Source organism: Holzapfeliella floricola DSM 23037 = JCM 16512 (assembly GCF_001436605.1).
In the GTDB taxonomy this organism is placed as follows: domain Bacteria; phylum Bacillota; class Bacilli; order Lactobacillales; family Lactobacillaceae; genus Holzapfeliella; species Holzapfeliella floricola.
Window position 1 is genome coordinate 1 of the sequence record NZ_AYZL01000019.1, and the last position, 17,259, is coordinate 17,259.

General features: G+C 37.6%; 15 protein-coding genes and 1 CRISPR repeat array. All 15 genes read right to left on the reverse strand.

The window, feature by feature from the left end; translation table 11 throughout:
* Window positions 1–495: 495 nt before the first annotated feature.
* Window positions 496–2,754 carry an ATP-binding cassette domain-containing protein gene (locus FC86_RS03645; RefSeq protein ID WP_420835998.1) on the reverse strand — a complete coding sequence of 753 codons (2,259 nt, stop codon included), beginning with the start codon at window positions 2,752–2,754 and terminating at the stop codon, window positions 496–498.
* A 325-nt stretch (window positions 2,755–3,079) separates the two neighbouring features.
* Entirely contained in the window at window positions 3,080–3,631 is a 552-nt protein-coding gene (locus tag FC86_RS03650) for an LOG family protein (protein ID WP_056974720.1), read from the reverse strand.
* A 100-nt stretch (window positions 3,632–3,731) separates the two neighbouring features.
* Window positions 3,732–4,247: a CRISPR direct-repeat array (repeat unit 28 nt; unit sequence GGATCACTCTCGCGTATGCGAGAAAAAG).
* Window positions 4,248–4,440: 193 nt separating this feature from the next.
* The gene (purD, locus tag FC86_RS03655) at window positions 4,441–5,709 is read right to left on the reverse strand and encodes a phosphoribosylamine--glycine ligase (RefSeq protein ID WP_056974721.1); all 1,269 of its coding nucleotides are present in this window, start codon (window positions 5,707–5,709) and stop codon (window positions 4,441–4,443) included.
* 28 nt (window positions 5,710–5,737) lie between these two features.
* Complete coding sequence (gene purH, locus FC86_RS03660; protein WP_056974722.1) at window positions 5,738–7,267, reverse strand: bifunctional phosphoribosylaminoimidazolecarboxamide formyltransferase/IMP cyclohydrolase; 1,530 nt, start codon at window positions 7,265–7,267, stop codon at window positions 5,738–5,740.
* A 1-nt stretch (window position 7,268) separates the two neighbouring features.
* Window positions 7,269–7,862, reverse strand: coding sequence for a phosphoribosylglycinamide formyltransferase (gene purN / locus FC86_RS03665; RefSeq protein WP_056974723.1), 594 nt, complete (start codon window positions 7,860–7,862; stop codon window positions 7,269–7,271).
* A complete protein-coding gene (gene purM / locus FC86_RS03670) occupies window positions 7,834–8,862 on the reverse strand; it encodes a phosphoribosylformylglycinamidine cyclo-ligase (protein WP_056974724.1) in 1,029 nt (342 codons plus the stop codon). The genes purN and purM overlap by 29 nt, the downstream gene beginning before the upstream one ends.
* Window positions 8,855–10,324: an amidophosphoribosyltransferase gene (gene purF / locus FC86_RS03675; RefSeq protein ID WP_056974725.1), complete on the reverse strand. Its 1,470-nt coding sequence runs from the start codon at window positions 10,322–10,324 to the stop codon at window positions 8,855–8,857. Before purF ends, purM begins: the two co-directional genes overlap by 8 nt.
* Entirely contained in the window at window positions 10,309–12,525 is a 2,217-nt protein-coding gene (gene purL / locus FC86_RS03680) for a phosphoribosylformylglycinamidine synthase subunit PurL (protein WP_056974726.1), read from the reverse strand. Before purL ends, purF begins: the two co-directional genes overlap by 16 nt.
* The gene (purQ, locus tag FC86_RS03685) at window positions 12,515–13,201 is read right to left on the reverse strand and encodes a phosphoribosylformylglycinamidine synthase subunit PurQ (protein ID WP_272481171.1); all 687 of its coding nucleotides are present in this window, start codon (window positions 13,199–13,201) and stop codon (window positions 12,515–12,517) included. The genes purL and purQ overlap by 11 nt, the downstream gene beginning before the upstream one ends.
* Entirely contained in the window at window positions 13,201–13,455 is a 255-nt protein-coding gene (gene purS, locus FC86_RS03690; protein ID WP_056974728.1) for a phosphoribosylformylglycinamidine synthase subunit PurS, read from the reverse strand. The genes purQ and purS overlap by 1 nt, the downstream gene beginning before the upstream one ends.
* Window positions 13,456–13,477: 22 nt before the next feature.
* The gene (purC, locus tag FC86_RS03695; protein WP_056974729.1) at window positions 13,478–14,188 is read right to left on the reverse strand and encodes a phosphoribosylaminoimidazolesuccinocarboxamide synthase; all 711 of its coding nucleotides are present in this window, start codon (window positions 14,186–14,188) and stop codon (window positions 13,478–13,480) included.
* Between the two features lie 13 nt (window positions 14,189–14,201).
* Window positions 14,202–15,323: a 5-(carboxyamino)imidazole ribonucleotide synthase gene (gene purK, locus FC86_RS03700; RefSeq protein ID WP_056974730.1), complete on the reverse strand. Its 1,122-nt coding sequence runs from the start codon at window positions 15,321–15,323 to the stop codon at window positions 14,202–14,204.
* Entirely contained in the window at window positions 15,304–15,792 is a 489-nt protein-coding gene (purE, locus tag FC86_RS03705; protein WP_056974816.1) for a 5-(carboxyamino)imidazole ribonucleotide mutase, read from the reverse strand. Before purE ends, purK begins: the two co-directional genes overlap by 20 nt.
* Before the next feature lie 149 nt (window positions 15,793–15,941).
* Window positions 15,942–16,286, reverse strand: coding sequence for a DUF6176 family protein (locus FC86_RS03710; protein ID WP_056974731.1), 345 nt, complete (start codon window positions 16,284–16,286; stop codon window positions 15,942–15,944).
* Window positions 16,286–17,209, reverse strand: a complete 924-nt coding sequence (locus FC86_RS03715) for an L-lactate dehydrogenase (protein ID WP_056974732.1) — start codon at window positions 17,207–17,209, stop codon at window positions 16,286–16,288. The genes FC86_RS03710 and FC86_RS03715 overlap by 1 nt, the downstream gene beginning before the upstream one ends.
* Window positions 17,210–17,259 lie beyond the last annotated feature (50 nt).

The following is a 17,259-nucleotide window of genomic DNA, read 5'->3' on the forward strand; positions in this document are numbered from 1 at the left end:
AGTTTTGTCTGTTTTTGATGTAAGTTTTGTCTGTTTTTGATGTAAGTTTTGTCTGTCCAAAATGCGATTTGATGTAAATTTTGTCTGTTTTGATGTAAGTTTTGTCTAAACAGACAAAAAAAGCCCTTATTCTTGTTGGGATTTAGGGCTTTTTTTTATGATTAAAAGTACTGACAGAACGATTAGCCAAGCATCATAAAGATAAAACCACATGGCAGATATCATCAGCGACAAACTTAAAGTGATGATAAATAAAGTGAGGATATTCAATATTATGTTGTAATATAATATGTTCTGTTATCGCATAGTATATTATTTTATAACATAATAAAAAACCCGCTAATAGCGGGTTTTTTGGTGAGTTAATAATGATCAACTCGTATTTAAGTCTTATAACAATACTTGGAGGAGTAAGAAATAAGAAATATAATAAGTAGCTTTCGCTACAAGTGAATAGTAGTTGATTTTTGGTAGAAAAGCAAAGATTAAGTCTTATTATCTTTCATTATTGTAAATTGACAGATATTTTCCAGTAATAGAATTTTTAGCAGTTACAGAATCTTTTGGTCTACCAGTGTAAAGAATTCGGCCACCGTAAATTCCTGCTTTGGGTCCAACATCAATCAACCAATCGGCTTGGCTCATAATTTCCAAGTTATGTTCAACGATAATAAGTGTGTTACCTTGACTAACTAAGTTATTAAACAGTTCTTCAATGACTTTAACATCTTGCATGTGTAATCCTGCTGTTGGCTCATCTAATAAATAAATAGCACCTTTATTGTTTAATTGATCAGCTAATTTTAGACGTTGGACTTCTCCACCTGAAAGGGTATCAAGTGACTGACCTAAAGAAAGGTAGTCAAGTCCAACGCGTTTCATATTTGTTAACTTACTTGAAATCTCTTTGATATCGTCAAAGAAAGTTAAAGCGTCCGCAATAGATAATTCTAAGACATCACTGATGGTTTTGTCATGGTAAGTGTAGCTTAGTGCTTCGTCATTGTAGCGTTTACCCTGACATTTTTCGCAGACTTGAATAACAGGATCCATGAATGCCATATTGGTAATCTGAACACCACGGCCCTTACATAACGGACATCTGCCCTTACCATTATAGCTAAATAAGGCACGGGATACTTTATTTTCTTTAGCGAATAGTTTTCTAATCGTGTCTAAAATATCAAGATAAGTAGCAGAAGTTGAGCGGATATTGACGCCCACTGCATCTTGGGTCAAATCAATATAAGGACCGGTTAATTTTTCTTTGATTGCTTCAACCAGTGAACTTTTACCTGATCCAGCGACACCAGAAATAACTGTTTGTGCATTGAGTGGAATTTTGACATCGACATCTTTTAGATTGTGGATTTTAACGTCTGAAAGGTCAATGGTTTTTGTGATAGGTCTGTGATTTGGAAAAGTAAGCTTTTGCTTAAGCATTTTACCTGTTAAGGTGTTGGAATTAAGTATTTCGTCATAAGTACCTGCAAAAGTAACCTCTCCACCTTCTTTTCCAGCTTTTGGCCCAATTTCGAAAATATAATCAGCAATCGGAATTAGTAGGGGATTGTGTTCAACAATGACAACGGTATTGCCACGATCACGAAGCTTGATGAGGGCTTTTTTGATTAGTTCGATGTCATGAGGATGAAGGCCGACACTGGGTTCATCTAAGATATAAAGCATATCAACTAGTGCACTATTCATGAATTTTGCAATCTTAATGCGTTGTACTTCCCCACCAGATAACGTATCAGTACTGCGATTAAGTGTTAAATAAGACAATCCAAGATCAATAAGCGCTTGAATCTTATTATTGAGTTCACGGATTAAATCTTTAACGAGTGGTTGTGTAATTGTCTTCAAAAATGTCATAATTTCATCAAGATTCAGTGCTAAAACATCGCTGATGTTCTTGTTGTCTATTTGACAGCTAAGTGTTTTTTGATTGAGCTTTTGCCCCTGACAAGTTGGGCAAATTTTACGAGTAACGACTTCTGCAATCGCTTTTTTGTGATGTTGACCCTCACGACTTTCAAGAATCGAGCGCTTGATTCTAGGAATAAGTCCTTCATATAAAATAGAGTTGTTCCATTCAGGAGCGGCGTCTTTTAGTTTTTGTTGAGGGGCATAGAGTAGATTGTCTAACTCTTCCTTTGAATAATCTTTGATTTTCTTGTCGTTATCAAAAAGACCGGTTTGTGCATATCGTTTCCAGCGCCAAGTGTTTGGACCAAAACTGACAAAGGTAATACCACCTTCATTTAGTGATTTATTATAGTCAATAAGTTTGTCAGGATTGATTTCGTCAACGTATCCGAGTCCTTGGCACTGTTCACACATACCTTGAGGTAAGTTGAAAGAAAAAGAGTCTGAATAACCTACCCAAGGTTTGCCCACTCTTGAAAAAAGTAATCTCAAAAGTGAGTAGATACCAGTATAGGTAGAAAGTGTCGACCGGGGATTTTTGCCAACGGTTTTTTGTTGGATAACAATCGCAACGGGTAAATTGTCAATCTGTCCGACTTCAGGAGAACCATATTTAGGTAGATATTGTTGTGTAAAACTAGGGAAAGTTTCATTCAGTTCTCGTCTCGAATTAGCAGCTAAAGTATCAAAGACTAATGATGATTTTCCTGAACCAGATAAACCCGTGAATACATTTATCTGGTGTTTTGGAATTGATAAGTTAATATTTTTGAGGTTATTTTGGTGAGCATCCTTAATCTCAATAAAATCTTGTTTCATAATCGCACTCCTTACAATTGTTTAGTTAGGTTCATTATAGAAGCTATGGCACATAAATCCAAATGATGAATGATCTAATCTTCATTGATTGGTGTGATTTGCTTGATTAATAGTCCTCTGTTGGTGTTAACAATACGCCAAATCTCGGTAAATCGCTCAATTTGAGCATTATCTTCCTAAATACAGTGACTAGTTTAGTCGAAACTATCACTAATTGTGTGGTGCAAGATTGAGGAATCCACTGTAAAAGATTGCAAATAAAAAACGCCCACGATTTTAATCGAGACGTTGCAGTATTTATAAAAAGTCACTTCAAAGTGTTTAATTGTTAATTTTGATAATTTTCAAAGAAGGCAAATATGTCATCAAGTGAATCAGAAAAGAATAGTTTTTGGCGATTTTCTTTTGATAAATAACCTTGAACAACCATATTGTCATACATTGCTTTCATAGGTGTATAAAAACCGTCGATATTATAAAAAGCACAAGGGTTATTGACTTGACCCAATATATGCCATGAATAAGCTTCTACGATTTCTTCTAATGTTCCCGCACCACCAGGCATGGCTATACAAAAGTCTGATAGTTCTAGCATACGTTGCTTTCTAACAGACATGCTGTCGACAATTTCAGTGTGTTGCGCTTCGTCTTCAAAACCTTCTAAATCCTTGAGAAACTTAGGCATGATTGCATAGACTTCGCCATTTTGTTGCAGTACGGTTTCTGCAATGACACCCATTAACCCGACTGTTCCGCCTCCATAAACAAGATCAAAATTATGATTAATCATTTTTTGACCTAGTGACATGACAGCTTCTTTATATTTGGTATTATTGCCAATCTTGGCACCGCAATATACCGCTAAACGTTTATTTCTCATAATGTTATTCTTCTTTCAACTAAGTACTTTATAGTATACAGCGATTAATGAAATTAGTAAAAATGTAGCGGCTATTATTATATGATTTTTAAAGTTTGAAAGGTTGCTCTCGCGTGTGCGAGAAAAAGTTGCGTACTATCAAGTTGTGATTTTAGCTGTGAGGATCACTCTCGCGTATGCGAGAAAAAGTTATAATCTGCATCATAGTTGATGATTAATTCAGGATCACTCTCGCGTATGCGAGAAAAAGTTTTGCTTGGCTTCGATATCGAGTTTTTCCTCGGGATCACTCTCGCGTATGCGAGAAAAAGATGAACTGATACTGGCGTCTTGAAAGGGTTCGAGGATCACTCTCGCGTATGCGAGAAAAAGAGATTTTAAATTTAAATACTTTGTTTTTTTTAAGGATCACTCTCGCGTATGCGAGAAAAAGTCAAAAGAACCTTAAAAGAGCTACGTCTATGAAGGATCACTCTCGCGTATGCGAGAAAAAGACGTTTAGTCACTGATGAAGTGGTTAACGTTCGGGATCACTCTCGCGTATGCGAGAAAAAGCCCAATTTTCAAATTGGGGACATTGCCAGTTAAGGATCACTCTCGCGTATGCGAGAAAAAGACTAACAGAATCCCATCAAATCAACGTTTCATTTTTTATAGTGTATCAAATTCAGACACTTTTTACCAGTTGCCGTTATGGTCAACTAGCCTAATCAACAAGGATAACTTTGTCAATGAGTTCACGTGGATAAATTAGAAAAAATCACTATAAAAAAAACGTCCAATAACATGGACGTTTTTTTGTTTTATTACTAAACTTTCTCAGCACTTAAAAATTTAATTCCTTTACTACCAATATCTGTTCGGTAATGATAATGAGCTTTGTTAACAGACTGAGCTAAAGCATCATTAAGTTTTGTTTGTGCCTTAGCTAAATCTTGATCATGAGCAATTGCCATCAATACGCGACCGCCAGAACTAACAAATTGATTATTGATTTCTTTAACACCAGCATAATCAACGTCAATCGTATCGTTAAATACGGGTAACGGTTGGCTGTCTAAGACTTTTTTGGGATAGCCCATAGAAGCCACAACATTGCCAATATAGTATTGCCCTTGTTGCCAGGTCAGTTGACTAGTTTTGCCAGCAAGTAATTGCACAATAGCGTCACCTAAGTCTGATTCAAGTTGAGGTAGCACAACTTGTGTTTCAGGATCTCCCATACGAACGTTGAATTCAATAACTTGAATACCTTCTTTAGTCAAAATCAAGCCGGCATATAAGAATCCAGTGAATGAATGGCCTTCTTTAACCATTTGTCTTAAAACAGGTTTAACAACTTCGTTGATAGCAGTATCTTGAATGGATTGGCTAATTTGAGGAACAGGACTATAAGCACCCATTCCACCAGTGTTTGGCCCTTCGTCATTGTCAAGTAAACGCTTGTGATCTTGAGAAGGTGGCATTGCCATAAATTGTTCGCCATTTGCCATCACAAATAGTGAAAATTCTTCCCCTTCTAAGAAGTCTTCAACCAAGATAGAGCTATGATGCCCATTTGTCAGTAACTCAGCAATAGCTTGGTCAGCTTCATCTTGAGTTTGAGCAATGATAACTCCTTTTCCTGATGCAAGTCCATCAGCTTTAATAACAATAGGAAGAGAGCGACTAGCGATGTAGTCTTTAGCTTCTTCAACCTTGGTAAAAGTTTGGTGCTTAGCAGTTTTAACACCAGCTCTTTGCATGATTGATTTGGCAAAATCTTTTGAACTTTCTAATCTAGCTGCGGATTGAGTTGGCCCGAAGATAGGAAGAGATTGTAAGTTGAATTCATCAACAATCCCTTTTGATAAAGGGACTTCAGGTCCGACTAATGTGCAGGTTACATCGTTTTCACGAGCAAAATTAGCTAAAGCTGAAACATCGGTTTCACTGATTGAAACGGTTGAAACGTTTTGTAAGTTATTCATCATAGGATTGCCAGGTGCAACAAGAATCAGACGATCATTGTGGCGTGATAGCGATTTAGCAAAAGCATATTCACGACCACCAGACCCAATAATTAACCATTTTTCCATTATAAGATACTCCTCTGTTAAGACTTAATTAGTGTTTGAAATGACGTTTTGCTGAAAAGACCATCGCAATACCAAGTTTGTCAGCCATTGCAATTGAATCTTTATCACGGATACTACCACCAGGTTGAACAATTGCTTTGATACCATGTTTAGCTGCGTATTCAACACAGTCATCCATTGGAAAGAAGGCATCTGAAGCCATAATGGCATTTTCAAAACCAGATTTTGAAGCGGCATTTTCAATTGCGATTTTTGTAGAGTCGATACGGTTCATCTGACCAGCACCTACCCCTAAAGTTTGAGAAGCAGTTGTGATGACAATAGCGTTACTTTTGACGTGTTTAACGACAGTTTGACCAAATTCAAGTGCTTCAAGTTGTTCTTTTGTGGGTTGTGTTTTTGTGACGACTTCAAAGTCGGAGATAGACTCGTGTGCTAAGTCACGGTCTTGAATTAACGCACCACCAAGAACTGAAACGAGGTCTTTTTGGTTAGCATCAATTTTAGAAAAGTCTAGTTGAAGTAGACGTAAGTTCTTCTTCTTAGCTAAAACATCGTAAGCTTCATCTGTAAATGAAGGTGCGATAATAATTTCCAAGAAGATTTCGTGCATTTTTTCAGCGGTAGCCAAGTCAACTTCACGGTTTGATACGATAATTCCACCAAAAATTGAGATTGGGTCAGCATCATAAGCTTTTTGCCAAGCATCCAAAACGGTTTCAGCAAGACCAACACCACAAGGGTTCATGTGTTTTAGAGCCACAACAGCTGGTTGATCAAATTCAGCAGCAATACGAAGTGCAGCATCTGCATCACGGATATTATTGTAAGAAAGTTGTTTGCCGTGTAATTGTTTAGCATTAGCTAGTGAATATTTTTCGGGAATAGCATCTTTATAATAAGCAGCTTGTTGATGGTTGTTTTCACCATAACGCATGTCGTCCACTTTTTCATAAGTGACTGTTAGTTTTTCTGGGAACTCTTCAGCAGTTAAATAGTTAGCAATTAATGCATCATAAGCGGCTGTTTGTCTGAAAACTTTAGCAGAAAGTTGACGTTTGAATTCAACTGTAAGGTTGTCTGCCTTAAGACGGTCAATAACTTCATCATAATCGCTAGGTTCAGTTATGACTGCAACATCTTGGTAGTTTTTAGCAGCTGCACGAAGCATTGAAGGGCCACCGATATCGATGTTTTCAATGGCATCTTCATCTGTTACATCAGGCTTTTGGATAGTTTCTTTAAAGGGATATAAATTAACGCAAACCAGGTCAATGGGATTGATGCCACTTTCCTTAATTTGGGCCATATGAGTTGGGTTAGCGCGTTGTGCTAAAATCCCACCATGAATCATTGGATGAAGTGTTTTGACACGACCGTCCAACATTTCTTTGAATTGTGTAATATCTTCAACGGGGGTAGCAGCCACATTATGATCCACTAAATTTTTAAGTGTCCCTCCGGTTGAGATAACATCATATCCTTGTTCGATTAAGTTTTTGGCAAATTCGACGATGCCTGTCTTGTCAGATACGCTAATTAAAGCTAATTTTTTCAACTTAAAGTTCTCCTTTTTCGATTAAATTGCGAATTGTGTCAGGGTACAGCACATGTTCAACGCTATGAATTCTAGTTTCTAAATCTTCTAGGCTATCACTTTTGTAGCGAGGGACTTTTTGTTGACGAATAATGTGACCAGTATCAACACCTTCATCAACATAGTGAACGGTCACACCAGTCTCACTCACACCAGCTTTATAAGCATCACCAATACCATCTTTACCAGGGAAATTAGGAAGATAAGCGGGATGGATATTGATGATTTTTTGAGGGAAAGCATTTAAAAGTGTGGCATGAATAATTTTCATATAGCCAGCTAAAATAATGAAGTCAATGTCATGCTGGTGTAACTGTTCTAAAATTTGGGTTTCATAATCAGTTTTGTCCGCGCAATTTTTGAGTTCTAAAACAAAAGTCTCAATCCCATGATTGTGGGCACGTTCGATAACTTTAGCATGGGGTTTATCGCACACCACAAGTGAGAGATTAATTGGTAAATCTGCACGGGCAATTGATTCAAAATTAGAACCGTTTCCCGAAGCAAAAACAGCGACATTCTTTAGCTTAGTAGATGATTTCGACTGGTTTGTCATGTCTATTTTCCACCTGACCTATTTGGTAACAATCATCACCAAGAATTGTTTTGACTTGTTCAACATTTTCAGGTGCAACAGCCATAATCATACCTAGCCCCATGTTGAAGACAGAGTCCATTTCTTCTTGTGAAACTTGCCCTTCTCTTTGTAAAAGATCGAAGATAGCAGGTTGTTGCCAAGTGTTTTTGTAAACTTTTGCGGTCAAGTATTCTGGAATGATGCGTTCCAAGTTTTCTGTAATCCCACCACCTGTAATATGAGCGACAGCATGTACTAAACTTTCTTCAAATAACGGGTTAAGTTGATTGAAGTAGATTTGAGTAGGTGCCATCACAACATCAAGTAGTGTGCCGTTCAATTCTTCACGATACTCATTTAAGTCTAGTTGATTGTCATCAATGATTTTTCTCACTAGGGAATAACCATTTGAGTGAATACCACTTGAAGCTAGACCAATTAAGACATCGCCTTCTTTAACGTTTTGCTTAGTTAGGATTTTACTTTTATCAACTAAACCAACTGCAAAACCAGATAAATCGTATTCGTCAGTGTCATAAAGACCCGGCATTTCAGCCATTTCACCACCGATTAGAGCCATGTTTCCTAACTTACAACCTTCGGCAATGCCGTTTACGATTTCTTTCATATTAGCTGGTTCAAGTTTACCAACACCCACGTAGTCTAAGAAGAATAGTGGATTAGCACCTTGAGCTAGAATGTCATTCACACACATCGCAACTAAGTCGATCCCGATATTTTCATTACGGTTATGTTTGAGTGCAAGCATTAACTTAGTTCCAACACCATCAGTACCTGAAATCAAAACAGGTTCTTTTATGCCTTTTAAGACATTAGTCAATTCATATTCAGCACCAAAGCCACCAATGGTTGAGAGAACATTGGCATTTTGGGTTGCTTTTACAATTGGCTTGATAGCGTCAACAGCATTTTCTCCTGCTTTAATATCAACACCGGCTTTTTTATATTGGTTAGTCAATTTTACGTTCCTCCGTGTAAAGTCCTAATTCTTGAGCTTTTTGATCAAATTCTTCTTGATAATCGTATAAAGGGGTTGGATAGTTACCGTCAAAGTAAGCGGTACACAAGCCATGATAAGCATTATCACTTTTGAGTCCAATGGCATCAATTAAACCTTCAACACTCAAAAATCCAAGTGAATCGGCATTGATAATTTCTGTGATTTCATCAATTGAATGATTAGCAGCAATTAATTCTTGTGTCGTTTGGATATCAATTCCGTAGAAACAAGGGAATTTAAGTGCAGGAGACCCAATACGAACGTGAACTTCTTTAGCACCTGCATCACGAATTAATTTCACAATGTATTTAATTGTTGTGCCACGAACAATAGAATCATCAACTAAAACAACACGCTTGTCTTTAACAACTGAGCGAACAGCTGACAACTTCATAGAAACACCGTTTTCACGTTTTTCTTGAGTCGGTTCAATGAAGGTTCTAGCGACATATTGGTTCTTGATTAATCCCATATCATAAGGGATACCGCTACCTTGTGCGTAACCTCCTGCAGCAGACAAAGCAGAGTTTTGAACACCGACAACAACGTCAGCATCAACAGGATTTTCTTTAGCACAAAGTTCACCCATACGTTTTCTAGCTTCATGAACAGACACATTACGAATAACTGAGTCAGGACGTGCAAAGTAGATGTATTCCATTGAACAAATGGTCAAGTTAGTATCAGTTGTGAAGTGGTCAGTTGTAATTCCTGATTTATTGATGATAATCACTTCACCGGGTTCAACGTCACGGACGTATGTTGCATGAACTTGATCAAGGGCACAAGTTTCGCTTGCAATAACGTATGAACCGTCGTCACGTCTACCAATAACTAAAGGACGAAAACCATTGCGGTCAAGTGCAGCAATTAAAGTGTCTTCTGTTGAAAGTAAGAAGGCAAAACCACCTTCAATTTGTTGAAGCGCTTCTTTCAAACGATCTAAGAAGTCATCTTTTTGGCTCATCTTGATAAGTTGTCCTAGAATTTCACTATCTGAGTCAGAGTGAAAAACAGCGCCTTTGTCTTGTAACTTCTTCTTCAAAGTATCGGCATTGGTTAAGTTACCATTATGTGCAAGTGAAAAATCAGTGAAGTTATCCAAGTGAAAAATGAATGGTTGGATATTTTTGATACCATGACTTCCGGCTGTGGCATATCTGACATGTCCCACACCAATTGAACCTTTTAACGTCTTGAAAGTTTCTTGATCGGCAAAAACATTAGAAATCAGACCTAAGTCACGTTGACGGTGCATGATTCTGTCGTCATCAGTCACGACCATACCCGCGCCTTCTTGACCACGGTGTTGTAAGCTGTGTAGTCCGTGATAAATTAGGCCAGCTGTTTCATCTGGATTAGATCCCCAAATACCAAAGACACCGCATTCTTCATTTAAACTTTTTATTTCATTAGGCATGTTAGACTGTCCTTCCAAGAATTTTTCAAATCAGAAACCTGAGCGATTAAGTGCTGATCTGCTAATTTAATATCAACTGTTGGTTCTTGTGTTAATTCACCAATTAATGTGGCAGAATCTTGCATTAAAGCTTCAAATTCTGATTTATGTTCAGGCTTAATACTGATGACAAAACGACTTTGAGATTCAGAGAACAATTGTGCAGCTGTTAGGTCAAGTTTTCCTTTAATTCCCAATTCTTGAGCAAAAGCACTTTCTGCAAGTGCGACACCTAATCCACCTTCACTTAAATCGTGGGCACTTTGAACCAAGTTTTGTTTAATCGCTTTCGATACTAATTGTTGGTTGTGATGTTCAGTTTCTAAATCAAAGTGGTCAAATGAACCGTAGATTTCACCTGTCATCATTTTTTGAATTTCAGAACCGCTGAAGTCATCAAAAGTTTGACCGACAACATAAACTAAATCGCCAGCAGTTTTGAAATCTTGTGTTGTGATGTGTCGGTTATCTTCAATCAAACCAACCATTCCAATAACTGGTGTTGGATAAATCGCTTTTTTATCAGTTTCGTTATAAAGTGATACGTTACCCGAAATAACAGGTGCATCAAAGGTTTGACAAGCTTTTGAAATTCCTTGAACAGATTGATCCATTTCATAGAAACGTTCATCATTTTCGGGATTACCAAAGTTCAAACAGTCTGTAATACCAATCGGTGTTCCACCTGAAGCAACAATGTTTCGAGCAGATTCACTAACTGCAATCTGTCCACCAATGTAAGGATCTAAGTAGATGTAACGTGCGTTGCTATCCATTGTCATCGCAAGAGACTTGTTGGTATTTCTAACACGGATAACAGCTGCATCACTACCAGGCGCCACAACTGTGTTTGCTTGCACACGTGAATCGTATTGACGAAAGACCGATTCTTTTGAAGCTACTGTTGGTTGAGCTAAAACTTTTGATAGTGTTTCAGCAACGTCTGTTACTTCTGGAACAAAGTTTTCTTTTGTTTCAAGCAGGTGTTTTGGCTTTTGACCAACGTGTTGATATTCAGGAACGTCATCAACCAAGCTTGCAGTTGGGATATCACAAACGACTTCACCTTGATGAGTTAAGGTGTAGTGACCATCGTTGACAACTTCACCAATGGTTACGGCGTCAAGATTGTATTTTTTGAAAACATCGAAAATTTCTTGTTCATGTCCTTTTTTGATACAAAATACCATACGTTCTTGTGATTCAGACAACATGATTTCATAAGGTGTCATATGATCTTCACGCTGTGGCACTAAGTCAAGGTTAAGATTAAGACCACTTCCGGCTTTTGAAGCCATTTCAGCAGATGAAGAAACAAGTCCACAAGCTCCCATGTCTTGAATACCAACTAGAATATCAGAATGTTTGTCAATAACTTCTAGACAAGCATCTACTAATAGTTTTTCCATGAAAGGATCACCTACTTGAACAGCTGAACGGTTCAAATCTTCACCATCGCTGAATTCACTTGAAGCAAAAGACGCACCGTTAATCCCATCACGTCCAGTTTTTGCGCCAACATAGATAATTGAGTTACCTTCACCTTTAGCAACACCAGATTTCAGTTTGTCTTTATCCATTAAGCCAACACACATGGCATTAACTAGTGGGTTACCGTCATAAGAAGCATCAAAGGCAATCTCACCACCGATAGTTGGGACACCGATACTGTTTCCGTAATGAGAAATTCCAGCAACAACTTGATCAAGGAGATACTTGTTTTTAGGTGTAGACAATTCACCAAAACGAAGACTATCAAGCAAAGCAACTGGTTTTGCTCCCATTGAGAAAATGTCACGAATAATTCCACCAACCCCTGTTGCAGAACCTTGGAAGGGTTCCACAAAGCTAGGATGGTTATGACTTTCGGCTTTAAACACAACTGCTTGGTTATCACCAATATCTAAAACACCAGCCCCTTCACCAGGGCCTTGGAGTACACGACTGCCTTCAGTCCAGAATTTTTTAAGCACTTGTTTTGAGTTTTTGTATGAACAGTGTTCACTCCACATTCCTGAAAATAAGCCGGTTTCGGTGTAGTTAGGAAGACGACCCAGTAGCTTTTTTGAGATAGTCGTATATTCTTCTTCAGTCAAGCCCCATTCAAGGTAGACTTTTTGGTCTTTGATTTCTTGAGGTGATAGTTCAGGTTTAGTTAACACGATTTAATTCTCCTTTAAAGCTTTTTAGAATTGATTGGAATAAAGTGAGTCCTTCTTCACTACCAAGAATGGTTTCAACTGCACGTTCAGGGTGAGGCATCATACCTAAGACGTTACCTGCTTGATTAGTAATACCTGCGATATCTGCGCAACTACCATTAGGGTTGTTATCGTAAGTGAATACGATTTGATTATTAGATTTTAGCTCAGCTAACTGGGCATCATCACAATAGTAGTTCCCTTCGCCGTGAGCAATTGGAATGTTGATGTGTTGTCCTTTTTTGTAAAGATTGGTAAACAGTGTTTCATTGTTCACAACGGTTAAAGGCTCAATTTGGGAAATGAATGACATGCTTTTATTATGTTGTAGTGCACCAGGTAAAAGGCCAATTTCAGTCAAAATTTGAAAACCGTTGCAAACACCTAATACAGGTTTGTTTGCATTAGCAAACTCAATTAAAGCAGGAATGATGTTGGCAAATTTTGCAATGGCACCACTTCTTAAATAATCCCCATATGAAAATCCGCCAGGAATTAAAGCAGCATCAAAGCCATCAAGACTAGTTTCATCACAAGAAATCATTTCAACCTCTTCTTGCAAGGCATCTTTAATCGCATAGTACATATCGTAGTCGCAGTTTGATCCGGGGAAACTGATAACAGCAAATTTCAAGATTAGTCCTCCACTTTCTCAACAGTAAAAAGGAATGTTTCCATGTTTTGGTTGGCTAGTAATGATTCACAAATAGAACGAGTAGTTGCTTCAGCTTGTTCTTTTGAGTCACTAGTTAAAGTTGTTTCAAAATACTTACCTGCTGTAATGTTTGAAACATCTTGATAATCTAGGCGGTGTAGCGCGTTTTTGATAGCTTCACCTTGAGGGTCTAAGATTGATGCTTTATGAGTGATGTGGATTTTTGCAAGATACATATTTTTTTCCTCCAAGAATTAATTAGTTAATTTCTGCTTCAAGTCTAGCTAGAACGGTTTGGTAACCTTCGATAATATCACCAAGGTTCTTTCTGAAAACGTCTTTGTCTAATGATTGTTTGGTATCTTTATCAACTAAGCGACATGAGTCTGGTGAAATTTCGTCACCTAATACAATATTGCCATCGGCATCAAAACCAAATTCGATTTTGAAGTCGACCAATAAAATGTTTGCCTTAATAAATAATTCCTTTAAAAGTGTATTAATTTTGAACGCAGTCTGACGCAATTCTTCAATTTGATCTTCTGTCACGATATCTAAAGCAAGAATTTGGTCATTGTTCATGAAAGGATCATCAAGTTCATCGCTTTTTAGGCAGAATTCTTGTACAGGTTGCTTGAGTTCTGCGAGATAGTCAGTTCCGAATTTCTTTTGAAAACTACCGGAGGCTAAGTTTCTAATAATAACTTCTAAAGGAATCATAGTTAGTTTTTTATTCAATTGTTCTGTTTCAGATAATTGTTCAATGAAACAAGTTTTAATCCCGTTTTTTGCAAGGTAAGCAAAAATCAAACTAGAGATACGGTTGTTTAAAGTTCCCTTTTGGTCGATATCTTCTTTACGTTTACCATTTAAAGCGGTTGCGTGGTTGGTGTAAGCCACTTTGATGATGTTTTCGTCATTAGTTGTGTATAGTTTTTTTGTTTTACCTTCTGAAATTAATGTACTCATGTTTGTTCTCCAATTATCTAAATTTTTTTAGTGAGTCAAGTAAGTCTTGGCTATCGTTGCCAACAACTGTGATATGCCCCATTTTACGTTTAGCTTTGATTTCATCTTTACCATAATCGTGAAAGTGCCAGTCAGGGTGAGTCACTAAACCTTCTCTCCCCACGGTCAAATCATCACCTAACAAGTTGACCATCACAGCATTTTGATTCAATTTAACGTCTGGTAATTCAAGCCCACAAATACTTCTGATATGAGCTTCGAATTGTGAAATATTGCAAGCTTCAATTGTGTAATGACCAGAGTTATGAGGTCTAGGTGCAAGTTCGTTGACTAGGAGTTGATCGTTCTTTAGAACAAAAAATTCAATTCCTAAAACACCTGCAAGTGACATTGAATCTGCAATTTTTTTTGCAATCTCAGCTGCTTTTTGGTGAACTTTATCGGCTACTTTTGCTGGGACAACACTGGTATGTAGAATGTGGTCTTTGTGTGTGTTTTCACTTAGTGGAAAGGTTTGAACTTTTCCAGTGAAGTCACGAGTGACCATTACAGAAACCTCTTTTTCAAAGTTTTGACGTTTTTCAAAAATCCATTCAGTTTTTTCGAGTTCAGGAAGTACGGTGGCAATGTCTGCTTCGCTGTTTAAGTCGAATTGACCGTGACCATCGTAGCCACCTTCAGTTGTTTTAAGAATGCCAGGGAATCCAACTAGCATAATGGCTCTTTCTAAACTTTCTTGGTCAATTACTCTAGCGTAAGGTGTGACGGGTAAGTTGTTTTCAGTTAGAAATGCTTTCTCACGAAGGCGGTTACTGCTGATGATTAACTCATCAATATGTTGTGGAATATGAGTGAGATGTGCTACACGTTGAAGATTGGTTTGGTCAACATTTTCAAATTCATAAGTCAAAACGTCAGATTTTTCAGCTAACTCACGAAGTGCTTCTTGATCGGTGTATTCGGCAATGATTTGGAAATCTGCTACTTGGCTGGCTGAAGAATTGGGTGTTGGATCTAAAATTCCAACCTTATAGCCCATTGACTTAGCAGAAAGCGTCATCATTTGACCAAGCTGTCCACCACCAATAATTCCAATGGTAGCTGGGGGTAGTATTTTACTCGTGAAGTTGTTCATTGCTAGCAATGGCCTCCTTAGTTTGTTGAGCTCTGAACTCAGTTAAACGCTCGTAAGTTTTAGGATCAGAAATGGCAATCATTTCAGCTGCTAAGATAGCAGCATTCTTTGCACCGGCTTTACCTACAGCAACAGTTGCAACTGGTACCCCAGCTGGCATTTGCACGATGGATAGCAGTGAATCAATACCGCTAAGTGCTTGAGTCAAAACAGGAATCCCAATTACTGGAACAGAAGTATTGGCCGCTAACATACCCGGTAGGTGAGCAGCACCTCCGGCTGCAGCGATGATTACGCTGTAATGTTCGTTTTTTGCATTTTGCCCAAATTCTTGCAATTCATTAGGCATGCGATGTGCGGATATTATTTTTTTGTCGAATTCAATATTTAATGTCTCTAACATATCAGCTGTATCCTTTACAACAGACCAGTCTGAAATGGAGCCCATGACCAGAGCAACTTTCATAATTAATGAGTCATCCTTTCCTTTAGTAATTAAACAATAACAAAACACTAAACTATCGTCAAATAAAAAACGAACAATTTTAAAATATAGTTTTAAAATTGTTCGTAATAATTCGAAATTAGTTATAAAAAAACACTGATAATTATCAGTGCTTAGTTAAATTGATTTTTAAATTTATTTTGAACTAATAAAAGTTGAGGTTCTAAATCTACTGCCGGTACAGATTCGTCAATACATTCGTTCCAGTAGTTGACATGAATTTGATCAACTTTATTAATTGACTGTTCGACTGGTTGTCCACCTAAACCTTCTAAGGTGTACCAATAAAGGTATGTTACCTCATCAATCGTTTCTTTGAAAATGGATTCAACATATATCTTTTCTTGATTCAGAGTTAAAGTTGTTTCTTCAATGTGGTCATTTAAGAAAGTCAGCCATTCATCTGCTAACTTTTCTTTTCCTGACTTAACTCTAAAGCGTGTCAGTGAGTGGGACATTATCCAATGGCTTCTTTCGTTTTTTGTTTGATAAAGTCGGCTGAGTATTGTAATTTTTCTAACTCTTCTTTAGTAAGGTCAAGTTTGGTTGAGGTGACAACACCATTTCGTCCAACAATAACCGGATAAGATAAGTAAACGCCGTATTCTTCACGATAATTTGAGACACAAAGTTCTTCGTTTGCGTCAGACAAAATTGCCAAAGCAGCACGAACACCAGCGGTTGAAACGCCATAGTTTGTGTAATGTTTACCATTGAAAACAGTGAAACCACCAACACGAGCTTCTTGATCAATTTTATCTAAATCAAGATTTTTTTCTCTAGCAATTTCAGTAATAGGTTGCCCTAATGCTTTAACTGTTGACCAAGCAGCAAACTGAGAATTACCGTGTTCCCCTAAGTTGTAACCACTGACACAGCGAGAATCAATGTTTAAGTTTTTGGCAACAGCACGCTTCATACGGGCTGAGTCAAGTAATGTACCTGTTCCAATTACTTGATTTTTAGGTAGGCCTGTCACTTCTTGAAATAGTCCTGTAATGACGTCAACGGGGTTAGTAATCACAACTAGCACACCGTTGAATCCCGAGGCTTTGATTTTTTCACCGACATCTTTGACCTTTTCCACGTTTCCAGGCAGTTCAATAAAGCGATCGCCGTTAGAAACTAATTGCAATGAAATATCACCAATAGCAGAAATAATGACGTCAGCATCTTTTAAGCTATCGTAATCGTTAATCGTAATATTGGTGTGGAAGGGTAAGTTCGGCATTGCTTCTTCAAAATCAACAGCATCAGAAGTTACTTTAGCTTCATTCTTATCAATTAAGACAAGGTCATCAGCGTAACCGCCTGCGACAATATAATGTGCAGCAGCAGCGCCAACATTTCCCATACCGATGATTCCAATTTTTCGTGACATAGTATCCAGCTCCTAAAAATTAAATTTTTAATATTAGAATCATTATAACT

Coding starts and splice junctions, on each gene's coding strand:
- purN (WP_056974723.1), bottom strand. CDS start 7,862: ATGACAAACCAGTCGAAATCATCTACTAAGCTAAAGAATGTCGCTGTT.
- purS (WP_056974728.1), bottom strand. CDS start 13,455: ATGTATCTTGCAAAAATCCACATCACTCATAAAGCATCAATCTTAGAC.
- purK (WP_056974730.1), bottom strand. CDS start 15,323: ATGAACAACTTCACGAGTAAAATACTACCCCCAGCTACCATTGGAATT.
- FC86_RS03715 (WP_056974732.1), bottom strand. CDS start 17,209: ATGTCACGAAAAATTGGAATCATCGGTATGGGAAATGTTGGCGCTGCT.
- purC (WP_056974729.1), bottom strand. CDS start 14,188: ATGAGTACATTAATTTCAGAAGGTAAAACAAAAAAACTATACACAACT.
- FC86_RS03650 (WP_056974720.1), bottom strand. CDS start 3,631: ATGAGAAATAAACGTTTAGCGGTATATTGCGGTGCCAAGATTGGCAAT.
- purD (WP_056974721.1), bottom strand. CDS start 5,709: ATGGAAAAATGGTTAATTATTGGGTCTGGTGGTCGTGAATATGCTTTT.
- FC86_RS03710 (WP_056974731.1), bottom strand. CDS start 16,286: ATGTCCCACTCACTGACACGCTTTAGAGTTAAGTCAGGAAAAGAAAAG.
- purF (WP_056974725.1), bottom strand. CDS start 10,324: ATGCCTAATGAAATAAAAAGTTTAAATGAAGAATGCGGTGTCTTTGGT.